29 protein-coding genes are annotated in these 20560 nt (G+C 40.9%); 9 read left to right on the plus strand and 20 right to left on the minus strand.

The window, feature by feature from the left end:
* The 4 genes from MHH65_RS09585 to cdaS all read right to left on the minus strand — a co-directional run bounded on the left by MHH65_RS09585 (position 1) and on the right by cdaS (position 3974).
* A complete protein-coding gene (locus MHH65_RS09585) occupies positions 1–879 on the minus strand; it encodes a MoxR family ATPase (RefSeq protein WP_034280579.1) in 879 nt (292 codons plus the stop codon).
* 89 nt (positions 880–968) lie between these two features.
* Positions 969–1547, minus strand: a complete 579-nt coding sequence (locus MHH65_RS09590) for a superoxide dismutase family protein (protein ID WP_034280578.1) — start codon at positions 1545–1547, stop codon at positions 969–971.
* Between the two features lie 78 nt (positions 1548–1625).
* The gene (locus MHH65_RS09595; protein ID WP_335351020.1) at positions 1626–2945 is read right to left on the minus strand and encodes a LysM peptidoglycan-binding domain-containing protein; all 1320 of its coding nucleotides are present in this window, start codon (positions 2943–2945) and stop codon (positions 1626–1628) included.
* Positions 2946–3347: 402 nt separating this feature from the next.
* Positions 3348–3974 carry a sporulation-specific diadenylate cyclase CdaS gene (gene cdaS, locus MHH65_RS09600; RefSeq protein WP_120208096.1) on the minus strand — a complete coding sequence of 209 codons (627 nt, stop codon included), beginning with the start codon at positions 3972–3974 and terminating at the stop codon, positions 3348–3350.
* 81 nt (positions 3975–4055) lie between these two features.
* On the opposite strand from cdaS, the gene MHH65_RS09605 reads away from it, so the two are divergent.
* Positions 4056–4181 (plus strand): hypothetical protein, encoded by a 126-nt coding sequence (locus tag MHH65_RS09605; protein WP_008359993.1) that lies wholly within the window; start codon positions 4056–4058, stop codon positions 4179–4181.
* 59 nt (positions 4182–4240) lie between these two features.
* Positions 4241–5602 (plus strand): MATE family efflux transporter, encoded by a 1362-nt coding sequence (locus MHH65_RS09610; RefSeq protein WP_335351021.1) that lies wholly within the window; start codon positions 4241–4243, stop codon positions 5600–5602.
* Positions 5603–5647: 45 nt separating this feature from the next.
* On the opposite strand, the gene bshB2 is transcribed toward MHH65_RS09610, so the two are convergent.
* From bshB2 to rarD, 4 genes are all read right to left on the minus strand, one after another.
* On the minus strand, positions 5648–6313 hold the full coding sequence (gene bshB2, locus MHH65_RS09615) for a bacillithiol biosynthesis deacetylase BshB2 (RefSeq protein WP_024422693.1): 666 nt from the start codon (positions 6311–6313) through the stop codon (positions 5648–5650).
* 18 nt (positions 6314–6331) lie between these two features.
* Positions 6332–6682, minus strand: a complete 351-nt coding sequence (locus MHH65_RS09620) for a YojF family protein (RefSeq protein ID WP_008359999.1) — start codon at positions 6680–6682, stop codon at positions 6332–6334.
* Positions 6679–6960: a hypothetical protein gene (locus MHH65_RS09625; RefSeq protein WP_133744119.1), complete on the minus strand. Its 282-nt coding sequence runs from the start codon at positions 6958–6960 to the stop codon at positions 6679–6681. The genes MHH65_RS09620 and MHH65_RS09625 overlap by 4 nt, the downstream gene beginning before the upstream one ends.
* A gap of 78 nt (positions 6961–7038) precedes the next feature.
* Entirely contained in the window at positions 7039–7950 is a 912-nt protein-coding gene (rarD, locus tag MHH65_RS09630; RefSeq protein WP_268413997.1) for an EamA family transporter RarD, read from the minus strand.
* 86 nt (positions 7951–8036) lie between these two features.
* On the opposite strand from rarD, the gene MHH65_RS09635 reads away from it, so the two are divergent.
* A complete protein-coding gene (locus MHH65_RS09635) occupies positions 8037–8510 on the plus strand; it encodes an Hsp20/alpha crystallin family protein (RefSeq protein ID WP_041109502.1) in 474 nt (157 codons plus the stop codon).
* Between the two features lie 42 nt (positions 8511–8552).
* Here the strand turns inward: MHH65_RS09635 and MHH65_RS09640 are convergent, their stop codons facing one another.
* Together MHH65_RS09640 and MHH65_RS09645 are read right to left on the minus strand one after the other, a co-directional pair.
* Positions 8553–8771, minus strand: a complete 219-nt coding sequence (locus MHH65_RS09640; RefSeq protein ID WP_024422697.1) for a hypothetical protein — start codon at positions 8769–8771, stop codon at positions 8553–8555.
* 75 nt (positions 8772–8846) lie between these two features.
* A complete protein-coding gene (locus tag MHH65_RS09645; protein WP_024428324.1) occupies positions 8847–9179 on the minus strand; it encodes a winged helix-turn-helix transcriptional regulator in 333 nt (110 codons plus the stop codon).
* A gap of 138 nt (positions 9180–9317) precedes the next feature.
* Between MHH65_RS09645 and MHH65_RS09650 the strand changes: the two genes are divergently transcribed.
* The 3 genes from MHH65_RS09650 (at position 9318) to MHH65_RS09660 (ending at position 11869) form a co-directional block, all read left to right on the plus strand.
* On the plus strand, positions 9318–9935 hold the full coding sequence (locus MHH65_RS09650; RefSeq protein ID WP_024428323.1) for a nitroreductase family protein: 618 nt from the start codon (positions 9318–9320) through the stop codon (positions 9933–9935).
* A gap of 237 nt (positions 9936–10172) precedes the next feature.
* On the plus strand, positions 10173–10376 hold the full coding sequence (locus tag MHH65_RS09655; protein ID WP_024422700.1) for a DUF3311 domain-containing protein: 204 nt from the start codon (positions 10173–10175) through the stop codon (positions 10374–10376).
* Positions 10376–11869 carry a sodium:solute symporter gene (locus tag MHH65_RS09660; protein ID WP_335351022.1) on the plus strand — a complete coding sequence of 498 codons (1494 nt, stop codon included), beginning with the start codon at positions 10376–10378 and terminating at the stop codon, positions 11867–11869. The genes MHH65_RS09655 and MHH65_RS09660 overlap by 1 nt, the downstream gene beginning before the upstream one ends.
* A gap of 39 nt (positions 11870–11908) precedes the next feature.
* On the opposite strand, the gene MHH65_RS09665 is transcribed toward MHH65_RS09660, so the two are convergent.
* On the minus strand, positions 11909–13294 hold the full coding sequence (locus tag MHH65_RS09665; RefSeq protein ID WP_268413995.1) for a S41 family peptidase: 1386 nt from the start codon (positions 13292–13294) through the stop codon (positions 11909–11911).
* 150 nt (positions 13295–13444) lie between these two features.
* Between MHH65_RS09665 and MHH65_RS09670 the strand changes: the two genes are divergently transcribed.
* Complete coding sequence (locus tag MHH65_RS09670; protein WP_024422703.1) at positions 13445–14143, plus strand: class I SAM-dependent methyltransferase; 699 nt, start codon at positions 13445–13447, stop codon at positions 14141–14143.
* Between the two features lie 92 nt (positions 14144–14235).
* On the plus strand, positions 14236–14487 hold the full coding sequence (locus MHH65_RS09675; protein ID WP_024422704.1) for a hypothetical protein: 252 nt from the start codon (positions 14236–14238) through the stop codon (positions 14485–14487).
* 50 nt (positions 14488–14537) lie between these two features.
* On the opposite strand, the gene MHH65_RS09680 is transcribed toward MHH65_RS09675, so the two are convergent.
* From MHH65_RS09680 to MHH65_RS09700, 5 genes are all read right to left on the minus strand, one after another.
* Entirely contained in the window at positions 14538–15368 is an 831-nt protein-coding gene (locus MHH65_RS09680; RefSeq protein WP_024422705.1) for a M15 family metallopeptidase, read from the minus strand.
* A gap of 68 nt (positions 15369–15436) precedes the next feature.
* On the minus strand, positions 15437–16132 hold the full coding sequence (gene deoD, locus MHH65_RS09685; RefSeq protein WP_024428319.1) for a purine-nucleoside phosphorylase: 696 nt from the start codon (positions 16130–16132) through the stop codon (positions 15437–15439).
* A gap of 112 nt (positions 16133–16244) precedes the next feature.
* Positions 16245–16562: a hypothetical protein gene (locus tag MHH65_RS09690; RefSeq protein ID WP_034280548.1), complete on the minus strand. Its 318-nt coding sequence runs from the start codon at positions 16560–16562 to the stop codon at positions 16245–16247.
* A 54-nt stretch (positions 16563–16616) separates the two neighbouring features.
* The gene (locus MHH65_RS09695) at positions 16617–17225 is read right to left on the minus strand and encodes a phosphatase PAP2 family protein (protein WP_335351023.1); all 609 of its coding nucleotides are present in this window, start codon (positions 17223–17225) and stop codon (positions 16617–16619) included.
* Positions 17226–17275: 50 nt separating this feature from the next.
* Positions 17276–17446, minus strand: a complete 171-nt coding sequence (locus MHH65_RS09700) for a YozD family protein (RefSeq protein ID WP_065214722.1) — start codon at positions 17444–17446, stop codon at positions 17276–17278.
* A gap of 119 nt (positions 17447–17565) precedes the next feature.
* Here MHH65_RS09700 and MHH65_RS09705 point away from each other — a divergent pair, with 119 nt between their 5' ends.
* On the plus strand, positions 17566–17700 hold the full coding sequence (locus tag MHH65_RS09705) for a hypothetical protein (protein WP_255290989.1): 135 nt from the start codon (positions 17566–17568) through the stop codon (positions 17698–17700).
* On the opposite strand, the gene MHH65_RS09710 is transcribed toward MHH65_RS09705, so the two are convergent.
* The 4 genes from MHH65_RS09710 to ablA form a co-directional block, all read right to left on the minus strand.
* The gene (locus MHH65_RS09710; protein WP_024422708.1) at positions 17697–18377 is read right to left on the minus strand and encodes a hypothetical protein; all 681 of its coding nucleotides are present in this window, start codon (positions 18375–18377) and stop codon (positions 17697–17699) included. The two genes, MHH65_RS09705 and MHH65_RS09710, sit on opposite strands and share 4 nt — an antisense overlap.
* Positions 18378–18519: 142 nt before the next feature.
* Positions 18520–18744 carry a YozE family protein gene (locus MHH65_RS09715; protein ID WP_024422709.1) on the minus strand — a complete coding sequence of 75 codons (225 nt, stop codon included), beginning with the start codon at positions 18742–18744 and terminating at the stop codon, positions 18520–18522.
* Positions 18745–18823: 79 nt separating this feature from the next.
* Positions 18824–19105 (minus strand): YokU family protein, encoded by a 282-nt coding sequence (locus MHH65_RS09720; protein ID WP_012010281.1) that lies wholly within the window; start codon positions 19103–19105, stop codon positions 18824–18826.
* 2 nt (positions 19106–19107) lie between these two features.
* Positions 19108–20508 carry a lysine 2,3-aminomutase gene (gene ablA, locus MHH65_RS09725; protein WP_034280543.1) on the minus strand — a complete coding sequence of 467 codons (1401 nt, stop codon included), beginning with the start codon at positions 20506–20508 and terminating at the stop codon, positions 19108–19110.
* Positions 20509–20560: the final 52 nt, after the last annotated feature.

The following is a 20560-nucleotide window of genomic DNA, read 5'->3' on the forward strand; positions in this document are numbered from 1 at the left end:
TCACTCGAATAATGTTTGGGCGATATTTCTTACCGCTGCTTTTTCCCGGTCATCTTCCAGCTTTTCAACAATGCCTCGTTCAACGGCACGAAGCGGCGGGATGTATTGCGCAAGATCACAAGTATCTAGAAGCGCGCGGATGGATGCTGCTTCTTCACTCACCTGTCCGTTATGAGCTTGTGTAATAAGGTCTGATGAGAGCTGAACGAATTGATCAATTAACCGCTCATCCTTTAAAACAGATTGAGATTGCAGTACATCTTTCAGGATACCGCCGCCGATATATGGAACGTCAATGACCACAAAACGGTTTTTTAACGCTTCATTTAGAGGCACTGTGCCGACATATCCTTCATTGATTGCCGCAATGACCCCAAAGCCTTCTTCTGCTTTAACAACCTCACCTGTAAATGGGTTTGTCATCATTTTTCTGTAGTCGAGTACACCATTTAAAATAGGCAGTGTTTCTGGCTTCGCCATGTTGATTTCATCAATATATAAAAGATGGCCTTTTTTCATTGCTTTTGTCACAGGTCCTTCAATGAATTCAATCGAAGCCACCTGACCATCATTGTGGATGGTTTTATAGCCAATCAAGCTTTCAGCATCAAGATCAACCGAGCAGTTCACACTGTGCATCGGCTGCTGAAAGAAAGCGGATAATGTTTCTGCTAGTTTTGTTTTACCTGAGCCGGTCGGTCCCTTTAAAAGAACGTTTTTTCCTAGTGCTAATGCAATCATGGCATCTTGAATGATAGAAGTATCCTGTGATTCATAGCCGCCTGTTCCAATAAGTGGACGAAATTCTTCTTCCAGCACTTTTGCTTTTGCTTTAATCATTGCTTGAATTTCTTCTGGGAGTGATTGTTCGTTAAACATGTATGATTAATTCCTCTCTTCGATCATTTTCCTCACCAAGTATACTAAAAAAACCTTTATGCACTCAATACATAAAGGTTAGACTTCTGTTATTTTGCCATTTCTTTTGTTATCGCTCCGCAAGCGATACGTTTTCCTGAGTTACCAGAAGGGTTACTTAAGTAATCATCTGCTTCTGCATGAATGATAAAGCTTCGCCCATTTTGATCGATTAATTGATTCGGGCCTCCCTTTAACATCACATCTGGTACATTCACGACAACATCAATTTGTCCATCTGCTCCCACCTCTAAATTAGGCATATCTCCAGCATGGTGCCCCTTTGGATTGTCAAAACCATGCTCTCTATGGGTTGGATTAAAGTGAGCTCCTGCCGTTTCAAAATCTGGCGTTTCACATATTCCTGTTTCATGAATATGAAAACCGTGAGGACCTGGTGGCAGCCCTTTCGCTTTCACATGCAGATCCAGCCCATTTTCTGAGGACTCTCTTATTTCAATGCTTCCTATTTTTTGCCCGCTTTCGTTTATGAGTGGCGTCGTGACTGGTGCTTGTTTAGGTGCTGAAACTTCGCTTGTTTCTTCGGTCGTTTCTTTTTTCGGCGGTGCATGACATGCTGATGCGGTAAAGATCAAACATATCATGATCATCCACACTGACTTTTTCATTTATGACTGCCCCCTTTTGTTATCAGTATGGACAATCACAGCAGCAGGCAAACAAAAAAAGCCGAAAATCGGCTTTTTTTAGAAGAAACGTTTTGCACCTAAGTAGGCTTTTTTCCAATATGGGTTGCTTAAGTTCGAAATTCCTACTCCATTGTCACTTGCATGAAGGAAATCTCCTCCGCCAAGGTATAGTCCCATATGAGAAGGGCCTGCTTTGTACGTTGTAAAATAAACAAAATCTCCAACTTGTGGTGTGCTTACAGGCGTCATCATATTCCAGTAGCCAGCTGTGCTTAATCTGGATACAGATGAAACTTTGTTAATGAGATAGTAAACAAAGCCGCTGCAGTCAAATCCTGCTGGTGTATTACCGCCCCATCTGTAAGGAACGCCAGTCAGCTTTTTCCCCTCTTGAATCATTGTCGTGATCTTTGCATTCATTGGTACATCATTTTTGTTATTGTCGACTGGCTTTGTTGAACCGTTAGACGTAGAGCCATTCGATCCAGTTGAACCGGAAGCTGCACCATTGATTTTTAATACTTGTCCAATTCTAAGCACATCACTTTTTAAGTTGTTGACTGTGCGGATTGATTGAACCTGTACTTTGAATTGATTCGCAATTTTCCATAACGAATCACCTGATTTTACAGTATAAGATGTTGTTTTCCCGCTAGAAGACTGGTTACTGTTTGAATTGCTTGGTTTAGTAGGTTTCGGCTGACTTGGTTTTGATGCAGCCGTCCCTTTTACTTTCAATACTTGATTCGGATAAATCATATCAGATTTTAATCCGTTCAATGTTTTGATTTCACCAATCGACATATTTAGCGAATTCGCAATTTTCCAAAGTGAATCCCCTAATTTAACCTTGTATGTACTTGATGATGAACTATTTGAATTCGTTGTCTTATTGCTTGAGCTGGAATTTGAAGATGAGTTTGAATTTGATGACTGGTTTCCGCTCGTCTTCGTGCTGCCAGATACCTTTAGCTTTTGACCAGGACGAATCAGGTCGCTGTTTAAGCTGTTTAGGCTTTTTAAGCTCGCAACTGACATTTTATGATTTTTTGCAATCAGCCATAAAGAATCGCCAAGCTTTACAGTATAGCTGGAAGTCTTTGAAGCACTTGATTTCGTTGCTTTTGACCCTGTTGATGAACTGGATTTCTTGCTTTTTTCGCCAGGAATTTTCAAGCTTTGTCCTGCAAAAATCATTGTCGTTTTTAATTGATTAAGAGATTGAAGCTCCGAAATACTTGTATTGTACTGTTCGGCAATCTTCCAAAGTGAGTCACCGCTTTTCACCTTGATCGTCTGTGCTTCTGCCGGTGCAGCAAACACAGCTGAGCCAGCGATCGCTGAAACTGTGAGGCCGGTTACTACTTTTTTCTTCATAGAGGAATCTCCGCCTTTCATGATTTTGTTCAATAAGACTTATGTACTAGTTTTGAGTTTAGCATTTAATGGTTCTGCTTCTCTTGCACTATTTTATCTTTATTTCTATTATATTACTCGACATGAAGACGTTGGGCAATAACAAATAGGCTAAAGCAGCCAACTCAAAATGCTAAAACAAAGCCATATCGTTTCTATCGGCTGTTTGTTGTATTTATAAACATTTTTTAAGGAATTTTTAAGTTGACGTTTAGAAATTTGTCAAAACAAGCACGCTGCTAGTTTCATAGTTCTATTCTACATGACAAATTTTTCTGTATCAAATGACTTTTTACTTAATTGGCTGATTTTTCTCCGCAAATAAAAAAGCATCCTTCCGAATGAAGAATGCAGCGTTCGTTATTATTTTCTTATTTCCGGATCTTTTACGGTAAGCGGGTAAAGCACGCCTTCTTTCGCAAACGACATTTTTCCCGTTTCTTCTGACACGACAAGAACAAGTGCATCGGTCATACCAGAGAGTCCGATCGCTGCCCTGTGCCTTGTGCCAAGCGAAGGACTCACTTTTTTTGATGTAAGCGGCAGCACATTTGCAGCAGAGACAAGTGTATTTTCTTTGACTAAAAGAGCACCGTCATGCAGTGGATTTCCCGGATAGAAAATGCTTTCTATTAAGGAAGCACTAATTTTCGCATGAAGGTTTGTCCCTTTTTGAATAAAATCCTCAACCTCATCGCGTCTTTGGATCACAATGAGTGCTCCATGCTTTTGTTTTGATAAATTCTCAATGGCTAAAGAAAATTGAGCAAATCCTGGTGTAAATTCTTCCATATACGCTTGTAAATAAAACGACGAGGCCTCTGCATGCATTTCATTAAACTGATCATGCAATGCTTCGAGATCACAAAGTAAACACTGCTCTGTTTCATCAAGAGAATCAATGATGTCACTTGCATCCTTTGTAATGTTCATCAAATGTGTTCTCATCCCGGCTTTAAATATCACTTCTTCGTTCGTCCGATGGATCATCTGACTTTTCCCTCCTTCTTTCGCTTGTTGTTATAAAATAGCAAATTGTGCACATTCTATTTGTATGGAGGTGAGCTTAATATGACCATTCAGAAAATCATCCAATATGCTTGCAGCATTTTAGGTGTTGTCAGTCTTTCTTTTATTTATGCCCAAATGTTTAAAAAAACGAAGCCATCTAAGAAAAATAATCCGACGGAGAATTGATTTTTTTACATAGCGTGGTATAATTCCTCTCGTTATTTCTGTTCAGAGAGGAACTTATAATGAGAGAAACGAATAGCATTCGAGCAAAGCTGACACTATTTTTAACCATTTTGATTCCGATTTTAATTACCCAAGCAGGTCTTTCGCTTATTACCTTTTTAGATACGGTGATGTCTGGAAAAGTGAGTGCAGAAGACCTTGCGGGTGTTGCGATCGGTTCTAGTATTTGGACACCTGTTTATACGGGACTTGCCGGGATTTTGATGGCCGTTACTCCGATTGTGGCTCAGCTGATGGGCGCTGGGCATAAAGAAGATGTTCCCCGGGCTGTCTTTCAGGCGATCTATTTGTCCTTTCTTTTAAGTATCGCTGTGATTGTGATTGGTACGATCAGCGTTCCTTACATACTAGGAGGACTTGGACTCGAGCACTCTGTAGAGGATATTGCGCGGCATTTTCTCAGCTTTCTTGCTTTTGGCATCCTCCCGCTGTTTGGTTATTCGGTGCTACGGTCATTTATTGATGCATTAGGGAAAACACGTGTGACAATGTTCATCACGCTCACAGCACTTCCTATTAACTTTGTTTTAAATTACGTATTTATTTTTGGGAATTTGGGCTTTCCAAAGCTTGGCGGTGCGGGTGCCGGTCTTGCATCTGCAATGACGTATTGGGCGATTTTCATCATGAGTATTTGTATTGTCATTAAAGCAGAACCATTTGCCTCATTTCGTTTGTTTCAAAAACTGCCTCGAATGAATATCTCCCGTATAGGGCAAATACTGAAAATTGGCCTTCCTATCGGGTTTGCGATCTTTTTTGAAACGAGTATCTTTGCAGCAGTGACGCTATTAATGGGGCACTTTGATACCATTACTATCGCCAGTCACCAAGCAGCGATGAACTTTGCTTCTATTCTTTATATTTTACCGCTTAGTATCTCAATGGCTTTAACGATCGTTGTTGGGTTTGAAGCGGGGGCTAAGAGGTATAAAGACGCGCAAAGCTACAGCTATATCGGCATTGGAACGGCGGTATTATTCTCATTATGTACGGCGGCCCTCATCTTGCTATTCAGACCAGAGATCGCTGGTTTATATACAGCTGAATCAGCTGTTTTACAAATGACACAGCACTTTTTGATTTACGCGATCTTTTTCCAGCTGTCAGATGCGATTGCTGCACCCATTCAAGGGGCTCTGCGCGGCTATAAAGATGTGAATTATACGCTCATTGCTGCTTTTGTCTCTTACTGGGTCATCGGTCTTCCTGCCGGTTATCTCATTGGCACATATACCTCATTTGGGGCGTTTGGTTATTGGATCGGACTGATTGCCGGGCTTGCCGCAGGTGCCATCGTCCTCTTTATTCGTCTCAGATTGATTCAAAAACGTCAACTCAGGCATGTATCGTATCACTAAATACAACACAAAAAAGCAGCTGACATAGTTCAGCTGCTTTTTTGTTTAGTCATTCCATTGATACGTCCAGAAAATTTCTTCATCAAACCATTTTTGGACAACTGGTTCTTTGTTTTTGAGCTTTTGTTCAAGCTCTCTCAGCATGCCCTCTGTTTGCGTTCTATGCGCTCTCAGTGCATTTAATTTGATATCTGCAACATCTGTAATATCAATCACAATATCCGCATGTCCAAGCACTTCTTCTCTATTCTTCGTAATGGCCATGCAGTATGTGACAGGACGGTCTTCTTTTTTCTTGCGGTATAGAGCACGAATCACAGCTTCACCTGTCGCATCATGATCAGGGTGTACACCGTGTCCTGGATAAAACGTCACAATGAGTGTCGGTTTGACTTCATCAATGATGGTTTCCATCACATCTGCCAAATACTCGTCGTCTTCAAATTCCAATGTTTTATCACGCAGTCCAAGCATACGTAAGTCTGTGATATCCATTTCTTTGCAGGCATTGATTAATTCCTGTTTTCTTAATTCAGGAAGTGTTTCACGGTTCGCATATGTTGGGCTTCCCATATTTCTGCCCATTTCCCCAAGTGTCCCGCATGCATATGTGACGGGAATTCCACGTTTTCTGCTTTGTGCAATGAGACCAGCAACCCCAAAAGATTCATCATCGGGGTGAGGCAGCATCACTAGTACATGTTCGTTCATGACTTGTCACCCTTTCTTCTACACCTGAAATGGTGTTTCACTAATTTGTAATGAGATCGCTAGTTTGCCGTCTGGCAAGTGTCCAGCTAATAGCAGGCGGCCTTGGTCATCAAACACATAATCGGTTAATCCTTCTGCGTAAATCCAGCCATCTTCTGTTTTCATTCCAACACGGTATGGACCTTGTCCTTTTATTTTCGCCTGTGAATAGACGACTTTCGCGTTGCGGATATACGCAACAACCGTCATATTTTGTTCATTTACATGAGCTGAATAAGAACCAGTTGTCGTTTCAAGATGAACGAAGACTGGACGATTTAAAAACGATTCAAGATGTGCTGTGACATCTTCCGTTTGAATTGGTTTCATGAGTGGTTCCTTCCTTCATTTTGAATTAATTCTCGCAGCTTTTTCGTATGTAAGCTGATCAGCTGCAGCTGATGATCATGCTTAAGCTCACTTTCTAAAATTCTCTCCACAGCAAGCACATACTTTTGGTGTAATGATTTCCTCACTCTCGGATGAGTTCGTGCATCAAGTAAATCATCACATATGGCCTCGTGTAAAGAAGACATATCATCAACATCAAGCTGACGATTTTTCCATAAAGATTGATAGGCGGCTGCAAGCTCATGAGCTGACGACATATGATCACCTCTACAGTTTTGGTAACAACTTATTATGACATGATCCGCCTGCAAAAAAAAGCAAACTGCTCGTTTGGCTTAATGAGAATTCGCTGTTTTTTTCATGCGTATTTGAGAGGTGGTAAACAGTAAAATCGCCACCCAAATACAAAGGAACGTCACAATTTTAGCTGCGGTTAAGTGTTCGTGATAGACAAACAGCCCTAAAAACAGCGTAATTGTCGGTGCAATGTATTGCAAAATGCCCACTTGATAAAGTGGAATTCTTTTTGCGCCTTCTGAGAATAAAAGAAGCGGCACAGCTGTAAAAACGCCTGCAAAAAATAAGAGACCGAGCGACCCGAAGCTGTTAGGATTCATAGTCACAACAGGTTCTTTTAAGAAAAATAATAAGTACACAAGTGCAGCCGGTGCGAGAAGCAGCGTTTCAATCGTCAAACCAATCGCGCTCGTGAAGCTCATCCTTTTTTTGATCAAACCATAAAAGCCGAAGCTAAGGGCTAATAAGAAAGCAACGACAGGAAATGACCCGTATTGAACTGTTGAAAGGATAACACCAAATGCGGCAATGAGGATAGCAATGGTTTGCCATTTATTTAGTCGTTCTTTTAAGAAAATAATGCCTAATAGAACGGATACAAGCGGATTAATATAGTACCCTAAACTTGCTTCTAGCATAAGACCATGATTGACTGCCCAAATGTAAACATACCAGTTGACCGAAATTAAAATAGCAGATAAAAGTAATGAAAAAAATGCTTTACCATCCAGTATGAGACCCTTCACTGTCTGCATTGCTGGGCGGACTTGTTTTAAATACAAAAGAATACCGCACATAAACACAAATGACCATAAAATTCTGTGCGCTAAAATTTCGCCTGACGAAATATGCTCCATCAGCTTCCAATATAACGGGAATAAACCCCAGAGTGTAAAAGATGCTGCCGTGTAGAGAACACCTTTTGATTGCTGTTCGTTCAATGTAACCATCCCTTTCTAAATCTAACGTATATTATAGCACGCACGCAGGCGAATGGGCATATACTAATTCAGGGCATTTAGAAAGGATGATTCACATGTTCGACTGGAACCGATTATTCCCTTTTCAAAAGCAGTTCTCAAAAGAAGCCTTAAAGAATTCAGATCCTAAAGACGTTGAGCAGTATGTCAATCAAGTCATGGAAAGTGTATTCGGCTCCAATTATCCTGCTCAGTTCCCATTTCAGGACCCCCTTTCTCAAAATCAAAAAACGAGAGAAACTGATGCCGAAAAAGAAAAAGAGCCAGAAGTCGAAGTGTTCGAAACGACTGATCATGTGTTTGTCAAAATTGAAATTGCTCGTCCGAACACAGAAAAAGTCAAAATCAAACATACAGCCAATCTGCTGTTTATTGATCATTTTCCTGAAGAAGGGACGCAGAAGAAAGTCGTCCTCCCTGCTGCTGTGAAACGAAAAGGAACGAAGGCGTCGTATCAAGATGGTATATTGGAAATTATGTTTTTAAAGCATGATGATCCAGGAATTTCTGAAATTGATATTCCATTATAAAAAGCCTGCTTTAAGAACGGAAGCAGGCTTACTCTTTTTTCCTTAATAATATGGTGGATATCCGCCGCCATAAGGTGGTGGAGCAGGCGGTGGTGGCGGCGGGTAATATGGACGGGGATAATTAAAAATCGCACTTCCTAGAAATCCGCCAAGCAGTCCGCCGACTAAAGGAGCGCCAAAACCAAAAAACAAAGGGACTCTGGATTCATATGGCGGAATGCCAGGGGCGCCGCCTCGAAAATACGGAGTATGAGGGTACATGCATTTCTCCTCCTTTGTCATGTGCCTAACATCAGCATATTCATCAGGAGTCAAAATGTTTGGGCAAACCTGAAACTAGGCTTGCTCCTTTTTCCCGTGAGAGTCTGTATACTCCCCTGCCCACCGAGATACCTCATGAAACACATCATGTAACGCATTCCCTTTTTCAGTTAAACTGTAAATGACTTTGACAGGCGTCTCAGGCAGGACGGTCCGCTCTATAATCCCTTCTTGCTCGAGCTCTTTTAAGCGCTCTGCGAGCATTTTTTGACTGATCGACGGGATCGTGTCTGTGAGGTCTTTAAAACGCTTTGGTCCATCAAGCAATACATGTATAATGAGACCGTTCCACCTTTTGCCTAGGAGTAAAAAAGCTTGCTGAATGTGTGGACATAATTGAAATTCCATAAATTTCAGCCTTTCTTTTCATGATTGTTTGACAAACTAACGGTGTACAATTTAAAATATCTCTAGTTACAATAAGTAAGTTTCTCACTTTTTAGTTATTGTATCATATTATTTGCAAAAACGGGAGGAAATATCCATATGGCGACCGATCAAAAAACAATTGATATCTTAAAACAAAGAGCTTCAGTAAAAGAGTATGATACTTCTCATGAAATGACAAAAGAAGAGTTAACAGAGCTTCTTGAAATCACAACAAAAGCACCATCTGCTTGGAACCTTCAGCATTGGCATTTCACTGTTTTCCATAGTGCTGAAGCAAAAGCAAAATTACTTCCAATCGCTTACAACCAAAAGCAAGTATCACAGGCATCAGCTGTTATTGCAGTTCTAGGTGACCTTGAAGCTAACCAAAACGGCGAAAAAATCTACAGTGAGCTGGCAGAACAAGGCTTCATTACTGAAGACATTAAAGAAACATTGATGACTCAAATCAATGGCGCATACCAAAGCGAGCAATATGCACGCGAAGCAGCGTATTCAAATGCTTCATTAGCTGCTATGCAATTAATGATTGCGGCAAAAGCAATGGGCTATGATACATGTGCAATGGGTGGTTTCAGTAAAGACGCGTACATCAAAGAATTCAATGTAAGCGGCCGCTACGAGCCGGTTATGCTGATTTCAGTTGGTAAAGCAGCGAAAGAAGCTCATAAAAGCAATCGTTTCGACATCGAAGAAGTATCTGATTTCCTTTAAAAATTGGAAAAGCCTCAGCCTTTATGCTGGGGCTTTTTTATTTGCTTTAAATATTATTTCTACATACTTTCTTTCACCTCCCCCTCTTTACATCTTCACTCTTTCTCCTTTTTGAAGAATGAAAGCGTTATATTAGTATGATATTCACCAAAATGATTGTTTTTTCTGAAAATGGTCTTGTGATCTAATCTGACAACTGCTATTATTATGAAATTACAAAATATTCAGGAGGAAATCATGAACAAAAAATTGATGCTGGCACTACTTATCGCGATTCCATTCATCGGACAGCTCGCATTGCTGCCTTTTGCAAATCGCATTCATCCATTTGTCATCGGCCTGCCCTTTTTCCACTTCTGGCTCTTGCTATGGATTGTACTCACACCAATTTGCACATTTATCATTTATAAGATGCAACATTCAAATGGAGGAACTGACTAATGCAAGGAAATTTAACAGCTTTATTGATTACTGCAAGTATTATTCTCATCGTCGTGGTCATCGGATTTGCCGCTGGTCGTGACAAATCATCAAGACAGTCAGTAGAAGAATGGTCTGTCGGCGGAAGAAAATTTGGCGGACTGCTCGTCTGGTTCCTCGTTGGCGCAGACTTATATACAGCTTATACCTTTTTAGGGCTTACAAGTACAGCTTATACAGCTGGAAGCGTCGCTTTTTTCGCTATTCCTTATTCCGTCCTAGCTTATTTTATTGCTTATTTCTTTTTACCGAAACTATGGACTGTTGCGAAAAATCACAACCTTACAACACTTGCCGATTATGCACGTGAGCGGTTTGACAGCAAGCTGTTATCCAGTTTGATTGCGATTGTTGGAGTACTTATGCTGATTCCTTATATTTGTCTTCAGCTGAGCGGAATTCAAGATACGTTAACTGTCGCTGGAACTAATTATATTAATGTGAATGCAGTAGTTATTATTTCATTTATTTTAGTCGCACTTTATACATTTTTTAGTGGTATTAAAGGTCCTACATATACAGCCATTATTAAGGATATTCTCGTTTGGGTGATCATGCTGTTTATGGTCGTTTCACTGCCAATTATTCATTTTAACGGCTGGACACCGATGATGAACACGTTAGCCAAAGAAGCACCTCAGCTTCTAACCATCCCTGAAAGCGGTCCTAAGGGAATTTTATGGTTCATTACTGCTTCAGGCGTTTCTGCTCTTGCTTTGTTTATGTGGGCACACGCCGCAACTGGGGTTTTTACAGCCAAAAGCGCAGATGCCATCCGTAAAAACAGCATGTTTTTGCCTCTTTATAATATTGTATTGATTTTGGTCATCTTCCTTGGATTTATTGCTTTTTTAGTCTTACCAGAAGATACAAATCCAAGATTTGCTCTTCTTCATTTAATTCAAACATCATATGGCGGCGTGATGCAGGGGCTCGCTTATTCAACGATTGCACTGGCTTCCCTCATTCCATGCTCCATCATGGCCATTGGCGCATCAAATTTATTTGCCAATAATTTATACCGTGACTTAATTCATCCGAATGTGTCACCTAAAAGATTGACCATCATTACACGTTCGATGGTGTTTATCGTCATCGGACTCGCTCTTTTATTCGGGATGCTGTTCCCAACTGCACTTGTCACGCTTCAGCTCATTGGTGTTTCAGGAATGGTTCAAATCTTCCCAGCTATTGCCATCAGCTTGTTCTGGAAAAAACAATCGAGAGAAGCAACGATTGCCGGGTTAGTCATTGGAATCATCGTTACCTTTACAGCGAATATCTCACAAGTCACGTTCGGCCTTTATGAAGGTTTTCTTGGTTTACTAGCAAACGTCGTCGTTATCTTGATCTTGAATCCATTCTTCCAAAAGAAGGTCACATCCAATTCTGTCATGAATGATCTATTTGAAAAGGATCATGAAAAAAAAGAAGCGCTCATAAACGAAGTGTAAGGATAAGAAAAAGCAGTCCCCTGATGAGGACTGCTTTTTTTATTTCATTTCTTTTTTCAAGACTTCAATGGCTTTTTTCATTTGTGTATCGTTGTTCTTTAGCTTATCTTGGATCTTTGTCATCAGAACGTTCGTTGTATCTCCTGTCAGAATACCGTCTGATTTAAGATCGTTGTCTGTTTGGAAGCTTTTGACGATAGACTGGAATGCTTCATCGTACTCACCGTTTGCTTTTGCTTTGTAGCCAAGCGCTTGGAACATTTTTTGAGCTGCTTTGACTTCATCTCCATTGTCATTTAGCTCATATGATTTTTTCGGGCTTAAGTACGGCAGCTTTGCATAACTTGGGAGAGCTGCTTTCACCTGTGGTTCGATACCTTTTTTGTGAATCCAAGAACCGTCTGGTGTCAGCCATTTTGCAATGGTTAACTTGACACTAGAACCATCATTATAGTTTTGCGCATTTTGAACAGTTCCTTTGCCAAACGTCTTTTCACCCACAATTTGAATGCCTGAAGATTGGTGCAGAGCCGCCGCCATGATTTCAGCAGCGCTGGCTGAACCGCCATTTACAAGGACAACTACCGGCTGATGGACTTTGCGTTCTTTTTCAGCCTTGTACACTTGTTTCTTCCCTTTTTCTTCAACCTGCATGATGACTTTCCCTTTATCAATAAAGTCATTGCTCATTTCAATGGCTTCTGTCATGATGCCGCCTGGATTATCTCTCAGGTCAATGACAAAACCTTTTGCCCCTTTTTTCTCAAGGTCATCAATTGCTTTATCCAGCTCTTTCGATGTGGTTTCAGCAAAGGACGTAATTTGGATTTCTCCTATTTTGTCTTTTGTGAGTTTTGCATACACCGTTTCAAGTGGAATCGTGTCTCTTGTGATGGTCACATCTACATTGCCGACTCCTTGACGGTTAAGATGCAGCTTAACATCCGTTCCTTTTTTCCCTCTAATGAGAGAGACTGCTTTATTGACCGACATTCCTTTGGTGCTTTTTCCATCCACTTTTAAAATATGATCATGCGGTTTCAAACCAGCTTTTTCAGCAGGAGAGCCTTTAATCGGCGCGACAATTAAAATTTGTCCATCCTTCTCTTCTACTTGTGCACCAATTCCTTCAAATGAAGAAGAAATGGTATTGTTAAATCCTTCGGCTTCCTCCTGATCCATATATGTAGAGTATGGATCATCAAGTGATGCAATCATTCCTTGGATCGCACCATCTACTAGTTTTTGATCATCCGTTTTTTCGTAATACTCATCCTTTACCTTCGTATACGCAGCCATGAGTTTACTAAACTTCTCGTCTCCTGAGACGCTGACAGCACCTTGTTTTGTGATCACAAATGTAATCGCTGAGGACAGTGCAGCAGTCACCAGAATGGCTACCACGAACTTCATTTGTTTTTTCAAAAAAACACCACCTTTATCTCCTTTCATTATTATCAAGGACGAGGCTTCATCCGTCAACCAAAGGATCAACTTCTATTTGAAAAGATAAGCCATTTGCCCCTCTATTGCATAATCTTTAGAGAGGAACAGGATAAGGAAAGAAGGGATTATATGAGTGATTATGTAGAAATGCTTGCTTATTTTGGCGTATCAGGTGCCCATCCTGGCGGAATTGAGTTAACAAAAACGATGATTGAGCATATAAAACTGCCGCCTCATGCACGAATACTGGACGCTGGATGCGGTACAGGACAGACCGCCGCCTATTTAGGAAATATTGGTTATCAGGTGGAGGCCATTGATACGCATCCATTGATGATTGAAAAGGCGAACCTGCGATTCAAACGGGAGGAACTGCCGATCCGTGCTTTAGAGGCATCCATTGAGCAGCTGCCCTTTCCAGATCAAGCGTTCTCTCTACTCATCAGTGAATCTGTTTTAAGCTTTACCAAACTGCCTGATGCACTAGCTGAAATCAAACGTGTGCTTGCTCCTGGCAGTCAACTGATTGCAAATGAAGCTGTGTTAAAAGCCCCTCTTACGCCTGAAGAGCTGGCAGCTGTTCGAAATTTTTACGGCTTTCACTCGCTCTTGTCGCTTGAAGAATGGAAGGAGCAGTTAACAGCAGCAGGCTTCCGTGACATTCAGATTCTTTCATTCGATGAACATATGGTGCAGGAGGAACCGACAGAGATGGAATTATCTGAACACATACCGCCTTCTCTTTACGAGACACTGCAAACACACTATGATCTCATTCAAGCACACCGAAAGCAGCTAAGCCACATTCTATTTGAATGTACCGTATAAAATGAGCGAATCTCCTATATGTTTTGTCCAAACTCTATGAAGTCTCTCGCATAGGATAAGAGTGAAAAGAGTTTGTCATAAGGAGGAAAAACATGGAGCGCTACTACAAGCTTTGTCAGCAGCACATGGGGAAAGTCGCTAGAATTACTGACCGTAATGGCAGAGTACACGTCGGACGCATTGAGCGTGTGACAAACCGCAAAGTTTATATTCGTCCAGTCGGCGGGTCTCGCGGAGGCTTTGGCTTTGGCTATTGGGGCGGATATTATGGCTGGGGTGCAGCGTATGGCATCGGCCTCGGTTTCATTACCGGCTTCGCATTAGCAGGATTGTTCTTTTTTTAAAAGAAGAATAAGAGAAGGCCTCCCGAATAGCTGGGAGGCCTTTAACTTGTTTAGATTTTCTTTACTTTGTTCATGTATTCTTCAAATGTTAAATCATGATCATGCATCGCTTTTGCGGCTTCTTTTCCCACATAGCGCAGATGCCACGGCTCATATTCGTATTTCGTAATGTCTTCTTTTCCTTTTGGATAACGGATGATAAAGCCATATTTATAGGCGTTTTTAGCCACCCATTTGCCATCTGGTGTTTCACCAAACTTTTCAGAGATCTCAAAACCGGCACTTTTTGAGGAAATGTCCATGGCTAAACCTGTTTGATGTTCACTTTCGCCTGGTAAAGCGACTGCTTCTTGTGCTTTTTCTTTGCCTTTTAATTTGACCTCACTATCAAAAATGACTTTTTGACGGTCATAGGAGCGATAGCCAGATACTGCAGCAAGCTCGAAGTTTTCCTTTTTTGCACCTTTGAATAACTTCTCAAGCGCTTCCGCTGCTTCTTTGCGGATATATCGCTTTTCAATATCTTCCGAAAAAGAGAATTCTACTTTTGGTACAACGAGATCAGAAGGTTTATAGGTTCCTGGTAATGCATATTCTTTGTTGACAAGTGCTAGCACATTTTCAGGATTTTGAATGGTTTTCAGACCACTCACAACCTTGATGTCATTGAAATATTCACTCTTTAACGTCAGCTCTTGATTCGATGAATCTGCCTTATCGTTTGAGTTGTGCTGGGGAGATGAACTTGCTGCGTTTTTTTGTTCGTTTGTTTTGTTTGATTCAGATGTACCGCTTTTTTGATCCAGCAACTGGCAGCCTGATAGCGCGGCTGTCAAACCAAGAATCGATGCGATTGAGAGTATTTTGTAGCTTTTCTTCATGACATACCTTCCTTTTGCTCTTCTAAAAAAATAAAGATGCGCTACATTGTAGCACACCCTTTATACTATTATAAAACGGAGTCTAGCGCAATTAAGATCATTTCATCAAACGTTGTTTGACGCTCTTCAGCCGTTGTTTCTTCTCCTGTTAGAACATGATCACTCACAGTCAAAATTGATAACGCTTTTCGATCAAATTTTGCTGCAAGAGAATAAAGAGCGGTTGTCTCCATTTCGATCGCTAGGATACCATATTGAGCCATGAGCTCAAGTGGTTTTTCATTGTAAAATTGGTCTGCTGTAAATACATTTCCGACACGTACAGCGACATTTTTTGCTTCTGCTGTGTCGTAGGCTTTCTTGAGCAGGCCAAAATCAGCACATGGCGCATAATCAATCGGTCCAAATGCCACACGATTCATTTGTGAATCTGTTGATGATGTCTGGGCTAAAATGACGTCACGTACATGAACATCTCTTTTGATGGCTCCGCAAGATCCAACGCGAATTAAGTTTTGAACATCATAGCTTTGAATGAGTTCATTCACATAAATTGAAATAGACGGTACGCCCATTCCAGTGCCCTGTACAGAAACACGTTTCCCTTTATAGGTTCCAGTGTAGCCATACATTCCGCGCACTTCGTTATAGCACTCAACATCTTCTAAATATGTATCTGCAATATATTTCGCACGAAGCGGATCGCCTGGCAGCAATACCGTTTCTGCAATTTGTCCTTTTTCTGCTCCAATATGTACACTCATTTTTTAGCCTCCACTTACGTTTACTATGTATTTTATCCTATTTATTATAAACGATTGAGCTAAAAAAAGAAAATACCAGCTGAATCTCAAGCTGGCATCATCAATCATCTATTTAACTTATCGTCATCATTCGTTCACTGCGTTTCCACCCTGCCGGAGAGAGCTGATAATAGCACTTCCCCTTTTTCTTATCATCAATCACAACAATATCACCTGTTGTGATAAACCGCGCATTGTAATCATTAGGGACTGTATCATGTACATTAAATGTCGAGAATGCTTTTTCCAGTACATCAAGGTGTGTTCTGCCGCCAATCTTTGTCCGGTACACAGGCAGATGCCCGCTTGCAGCGCCATATTCAGGTGTCTGATAAATGGTTAAGTGAAATGCTGAAGGTTTCTTTTGAAAAAATCTCAACGTCAATTGCATTCAAATCCCTCCCCTTTTATATAAAATTGGCTGGGATCTGTCAATTTCCTTCTTCTATTTTTGTCGAATGACAGGCAATCTTTCGTCAATCTCTTTACAAATGAGAAATAAAGCGAGTCCTATCGCAAAGCCTCCTGCAACATCTGTCAAATAATGCACCCCGATATACATCCGGCTGATGCCAATGGCCAGAACGAAAAGCCCTGTGATCAAATAGACGATTTTTTGTCTTTCTTTCAGCCATGGGATCATTTCAACTAATAGATAAGCCATAAAAGGGTAGATGGTGGCTGCATTCATCGAATGTCCGCTCGGAAAGCTGTAATACGTTTCACCTACAAGGTGATCAAAGGCCGGACGCTCTCTAGCAAACAGCCCCTTTAATTCATGATTGATTGTTTTTTCTGTGAGATATAGTAGAAAGAGCATCATGATAGAGTAGTAGCGCTTATACATAAACAAGACCACACTAAAAATGAGCATGATTGGAACGAGCAGCGCGCTGATGCCTAAGTCCGTCAAAGCCAGCATGACATCATTTAAAAAAGGGAGTCTGATGCTTTCAAACCATAAGATGATCTGGTTGTCCAAATCTTGAAAAGCCCCAGATACCATGAGCGCAGCAATGGCGCCAAATAAAATGAAAAGATATAGGATGTACACGCGAAAGATTCCCCTCCCTCTCTCTTCAGAATCTCTTCAAAGTATAGTACCTACCACGCCTCTTCTTCAACTATCATTGCTTTTTTCAGCATATATTCAAATGTAATGTCAGCCAGCTCAAATGTTTCAAGCTCAGCAGGTATGTACCCTCTTTTGATCAGCTCCACGTAGAAGAACTCCGCAATTTCCTCTGTATCAATCACCAAATCTGCTTCTTTCATTGCATTCCGCCTCCTTTTTTATGATGTATGAACGCCGGCTGTTTTTTATTACAGTTTGTCATAATGGCTCATTCCATACATATAAATGCAGTAAACAAAAAGAAAAGGGGCTTGAGGCAATGAAATGGTTAAGCATATTAGATGGAGAAACTTTTGATCAGGTGATGGGCCGTATCTTGAGGGGATGGTTTTATGTGATTGCATTTTTCTGTGTGCCTTATTTTTTATTCGTGTTAGGACAAGTCTTTCTTTAACCAAAATGTTCGTGTAAACTTTCCAAAATAAAATCCATCATATCCTTATATTCTGGATCTTTGAAAAATTCATAGAGAATTTTATAATCGTTATAAATATCAAGAAGCTCATCCACTATAGATACAGCCAGAAATTCAAGTGAAGATTCGCTTTCTTGTTTCTCTTCCAGCTGCAATAGAGCCGTTTGGACCATATCTTCTTCTAACTCTTTTGAGGTTTCTCCGACGTAATGCACAAAAAGAAGCTGATGAACAAACTGGTCCATCTCATATTTTCTTAGGACAAGCGTTAAATCTTCCTCTTCTGTTTCCAGCCACTCTCCGTCTTTCAGCCTCGTGAGTTCGTAAATGACATCTTCCCAACCATCTTCAAGGTAGCGCCAAATTTCAGTCCGATGACCGATGATTTTAAATAGCTCTTTTCCGTAATCTTTTACATATACAACATCGCCAATGAGGAACTCATATTCAATGTCCAGCTTTTCTGTATCGACAATCACTCCGCTATACTCATCGTAAAGCTGAAGTGATGTTTCAAAATAAAGCACCTCATTATGATTGACCTCATATAAATAGTGCTGGTCAATTTGATGGACTTTTGTAATCGTTCCGACTGTGCCGTACATGACAACGACGACAATATCCCCTACTTGATATTTTGGTGCTTTCGCCTTCATTCTGTCTCCCCCTTGCCCGACTTTTGGTCTTAACGTATCGTATGCCGGCGCAAGGAATTCTGCATGGGCAACCACACCATGCAAAACGCCATTTTATTTCTCGTGAAAAAACCGCTTCTCCATTCGGATAAGCGGTTGCGTGTTATTTTTTTTTGACTTCTACTTCGTATTGCTCAAACGCTTCGTCAAATGTTGTCATTGAGCTTAAATAATCACCATTTAATTCTAAATAAGCGCACAGCTCATGATAATCTGTGGAAGCTTTAGGAAAGCTGTGATCCTCGTACGCAGCATTTGCGAAATGACTGATTTCATCTTTCGGTTTTGGATGTCTGAACTTCATTAAATAATGGTAAAACGACTTCACCTGTTTTTCCCTCCGCGACACACTATTTTGTTGTTATATTATACAGCAATTTGATGACTTGTATAGGCAGAGGTACAACTTATGATGAAAAGTCAAAGTAATTTCGCTTTAATAACCGCTCCATGCTCATTAATTCTTCATAGGAGATTTTTTCTGGAAGTTTTGTCTGATCCACTAAAATTAATTGATCTTCAATCTCTTTGACCGTCTCATCTTTTTGATAGGTCATCCCGCAGTGCGTGCAGGAAATGGACGGCGTTTCGATGATTTCAATTGATTGTGTGCCCGTGATCAGTTCCCAATAGACTGTTGTCTGCTCCGCATTTGCTTTGTTTTCCTCACACCAATCACATGTCAGCAAGGCTATTTCTCCTCCTTTACGGTTTGTTCTTTTTTGAGCTGCGCTTGATATTTCTTCTCTTTTAATTCATCTCGTTTTTCACGTTTGTTTTTAAGTGTGTCGTGCTCAGGATTTGTCTCATATGCTTCTCTACGTTTCATTCGGCTTAAATTCTCAGGCGTAAACGATCTCGCTTCATCCTCTAATAGTGCGGTAATACCAATTGCCGGTTCTTGTTTCTCTTCATAAATTTCATTAAAATACGCATCTGCCTGGCCTGCGACGTAATGCTCTGGTTCTGGATAAGAGGTGATGACACCTTCAAAGTTACGAAGGACGACTTTGTCAGGGCTTTGCGATAATAAATAATTTGGCTGTAAAGCAATTTTCCCTCCGCCTCCTGGCGCATCTACTACAAAGCTTGGTACTGCATAACCACTCGTATGTCCTCTTAAGCCTTCAATGATTTCAAGCCCTTTTGATACCGGCGTTCTAAAGTGGCCAATGCCCTCAGATAAATCACATTGATAAATATAATATGGTCTGACCCGAATCTTCACAAGATCGTGCATCAGCTTCTTCATAATCGGCACACTGTCGTTAATACCTGCAAGGATGACGGCCTGATTCCCTACAGGCACGCCGGCATTCACAAGACGTTCGCACGCTTCTTTTGCTTCTTTTGTGATTTCAATACTTGTATTGAAATGGGTGTTCAGCCAAACTGGGTGATATTTTTTCAAAATCTCGCACAGCTCATCTGTAATACGCTGCGGAAAGACAACCGGCGCGCGGGTTCCAATCCGAATGATCTCAACGTGCGGAATATCTCGTAAGTTTTTCAAAATGTATTCAAGCACTTGATCATTGATTAAAAGCCCATCTCCGCCAGAAATTAACACATCCCGCACCTCAGGTGTTTCTCTAATATATCCAATTGCAGCATCTAACTGCTTTTTCGGCACACCCATACCAATCTGGCCGGAAAAACGTCTTCTCGTACAATAACGGCAGTACATGGAGCACTGATTTGTCACAAGAAACAGCACACGATCTGGATATCGGTGCGTGAGCCCTGGGACAGGTGAGTCCTCATCTTCATGCAGCGGGTCTTCCAGATCATATTTTGTTTTATGAAGCTCTTCTGCAATTGGCACAGATTGCATACGTATTGGACATCTTGGATCGTCTGGATTCATCAGTGAGGCATAGTAGGGTGTAATGTTGAGTGGAATGGTTTTGGTGGAAATCTTCACCCCTTCTCGTTCCTCTTCTGTTAAGTTTACGATTTTTTCTAAATCCTCAAGCGTTTTCACGGTATGCGTCAGCTGCCAAATCCAGTCGTTCCACTTTTCCTCAGGTACATCCTTCCAAAGCTCAATGTCCTTCCAGTGACGTGCCGGTTCATACAATTTCTGATTCATATCCATTCCCCCTATCAGCATTCACTTTATACTATGCAAGTTATGTGCCAAC

It is taken from the genome of Bacillus sp. FSL L8-0654, assembly GCF_038629965.1.
GTDB lineage: Bacteria > Bacillota > Bacilli > Bacillales > Bacillaceae > Bacillus > Bacillus safensis.

What these genes read in the sequence shown, in the direction of transcription:
- MHH65_RS09635 (WP_041109502.1), top strand. Translation starts at nt 8,037, where the DNA reads ATGTTCGACTGGAACCGATTATTCCCTTTTCAAAAGCAGTTCTCAAAA.
- MHH65_RS09705 (WP_255290989.1), top strand. Translation starts at nt 17,566, where the DNA reads ATGAAATGGTTAAGCATATTAGATGGAGAAACTTTTGATCAGGTGATG.
- bshB2 (WP_024422693.1), bottom strand. Translation starts at nt 6,313, where the DNA reads ATGAACGAACATGTACTAGTGATGCTGCCTCACCCCGATGATGAATCT.
- MHH65_RS09640 (WP_024422697.1), bottom strand. Translation starts at nt 8,771, where the DNA reads ATGTACCCTCATACTCCGTATTTTCGAGGCGGCGCCCCTGGCATTCCG.
- MHH65_RS09595 (WP_335351020.1), bottom strand. Translation starts at nt 2,945, where the DNA reads ATGAAGAAAAAAGTAGTAACCGGCCTCACAGTTTCAGCGATCGCTGGC.
- rarD (WP_268413997.1), bottom strand. Translation starts at nt 7,950, where the DNA reads ATGGTTACATTGAACGAACAGCAATCAAAAGGTGTTCTCTACACGGCA.
- MHH65_RS09680 (WP_024422705.1), bottom strand. Translation starts at nt 15,368, where the DNA reads ATGAAGAAAAGCTACAAAATACTCTCAATCGCATCGATTCTTGGTTTG.
- MHH65_RS09590 (WP_034280578.1), bottom strand. Translation starts at nt 1,547, where the DNA reads ATGAAAAAGTCAGTGTGGATGATCATGATATGTTTGATCTTTACCGCA.
- MHH65_RS09655 (WP_024422700.1), top strand. Translation starts at nt 10,173, where the DNA reads ATGAACAAAAAATTGATGCTGGCACTACTTATCGCGATTCCATTCATC.
- MHH65_RS09690 (WP_034280548.1), bottom strand. Translation starts at nt 16,562, where the DNA reads ATGCAATTGACGTTGAGATTTTTTCAAAAGAAACCTTCAGCATTTCAC.
- MHH65_RS09650 (WP_024428323.1), top strand. Translation starts at nt 9,318, where the DNA reads ATGGCGACCGATCAAAAAACAATTGATATCTTAAAACAAAGAGCTTCA.
- MHH65_RS09700 (WP_065214722.1), bottom strand. Translation starts at nt 17,446, where the DNA reads ATGAAAGAAGCAGATTTGGTGATTGATACAGAGGAAATTGCGGAGTTC.
- MHH65_RS09610 (WP_335351021.1), top strand. Translation starts at nt 4,241, where the DNA reads ATGAGAGAAACGAATAGCATTCGAGCAAAGCTGACACTATTTTTAACC.
- MHH65_RS09625 (WP_133744119.1), bottom strand. Translation starts at nt 6,960, where the DNA reads ATGTCGTCAGCTCATGAGCTTGCAGCCGCCTATCAATCTTTATGGAAA.
- MHH65_RS09660 (WP_335351022.1), top strand. Translation starts at nt 10,376, where the DNA reads ATGCAAGGAAATTTAACAGCTTTATTGATTACTGCAAGTATTATTCTC.
- cdaS (WP_120208096.1), bottom strand. Translation starts at nt 3,974, where the DNA reads ATGATCCATCGGACGAACGAAGAAGTGATATTTAAAGCCGGGATGAGA.
- MHH65_RS09675 (WP_024422704.1), top strand. Translation starts at nt 14,236, where the DNA reads ATGGAGCGCTACTACAAGCTTTGTCAGCAGCACATGGGGAAAGTCGCT.
- MHH65_RS09585 (WP_034280579.1), bottom strand. Translation starts at nt 879, where the DNA reads ATGTTTAACGAACAATCACTCCCAGAAGAAATTCAAGCAATGATTAAA.
- MHH65_RS09710 (WP_024422708.1), bottom strand. Translation starts at nt 18,377, where the DNA reads ATGAAGGCGAAAGCACCAAAATATCAAGTAGGGGATATTGTCGTCGTT.
- MHH65_RS09645 (WP_024428324.1), bottom strand. Translation starts at nt 9,179, where the DNA reads ATGGAATTTCAATTATGTCCACACATTCAGCAAGCTTTTTTACTCCTA.
- MHH65_RS09605 (WP_008359993.1), top strand. Translation starts at nt 4,056, where the DNA reads ATGACCATTCAGAAAATCATCCAATATGCTTGCAGCATTTTAGGTGTT.
- MHH65_RS09670 (WP_024422703.1), top strand. Translation starts at nt 13,445, where the DNA reads ATGAGTGATTATGTAGAAATGCTTGCTTATTTTGGCGTATCAGGTGCC.
- deoD (WP_024428319.1), bottom strand. Translation starts at nt 16,132, where the DNA reads ATGAGTGTACATATTGGAGCAGAAAAAGGACAAATTGCAGAAACGGTA.
- ablA (WP_034280543.1), bottom strand. Translation starts at nt 20,508, where the DNA reads ATGAATCAGAAATTGTATGAACCGGCACGTCACTGGAAGGACATTGAG.
- MHH65_RS09620 (WP_008359999.1), bottom strand. Translation starts at nt 6,682, where the DNA reads ATGAAACCAATTCAAACGGAAGATGTCACAGCACATCTTGAATCGTTT.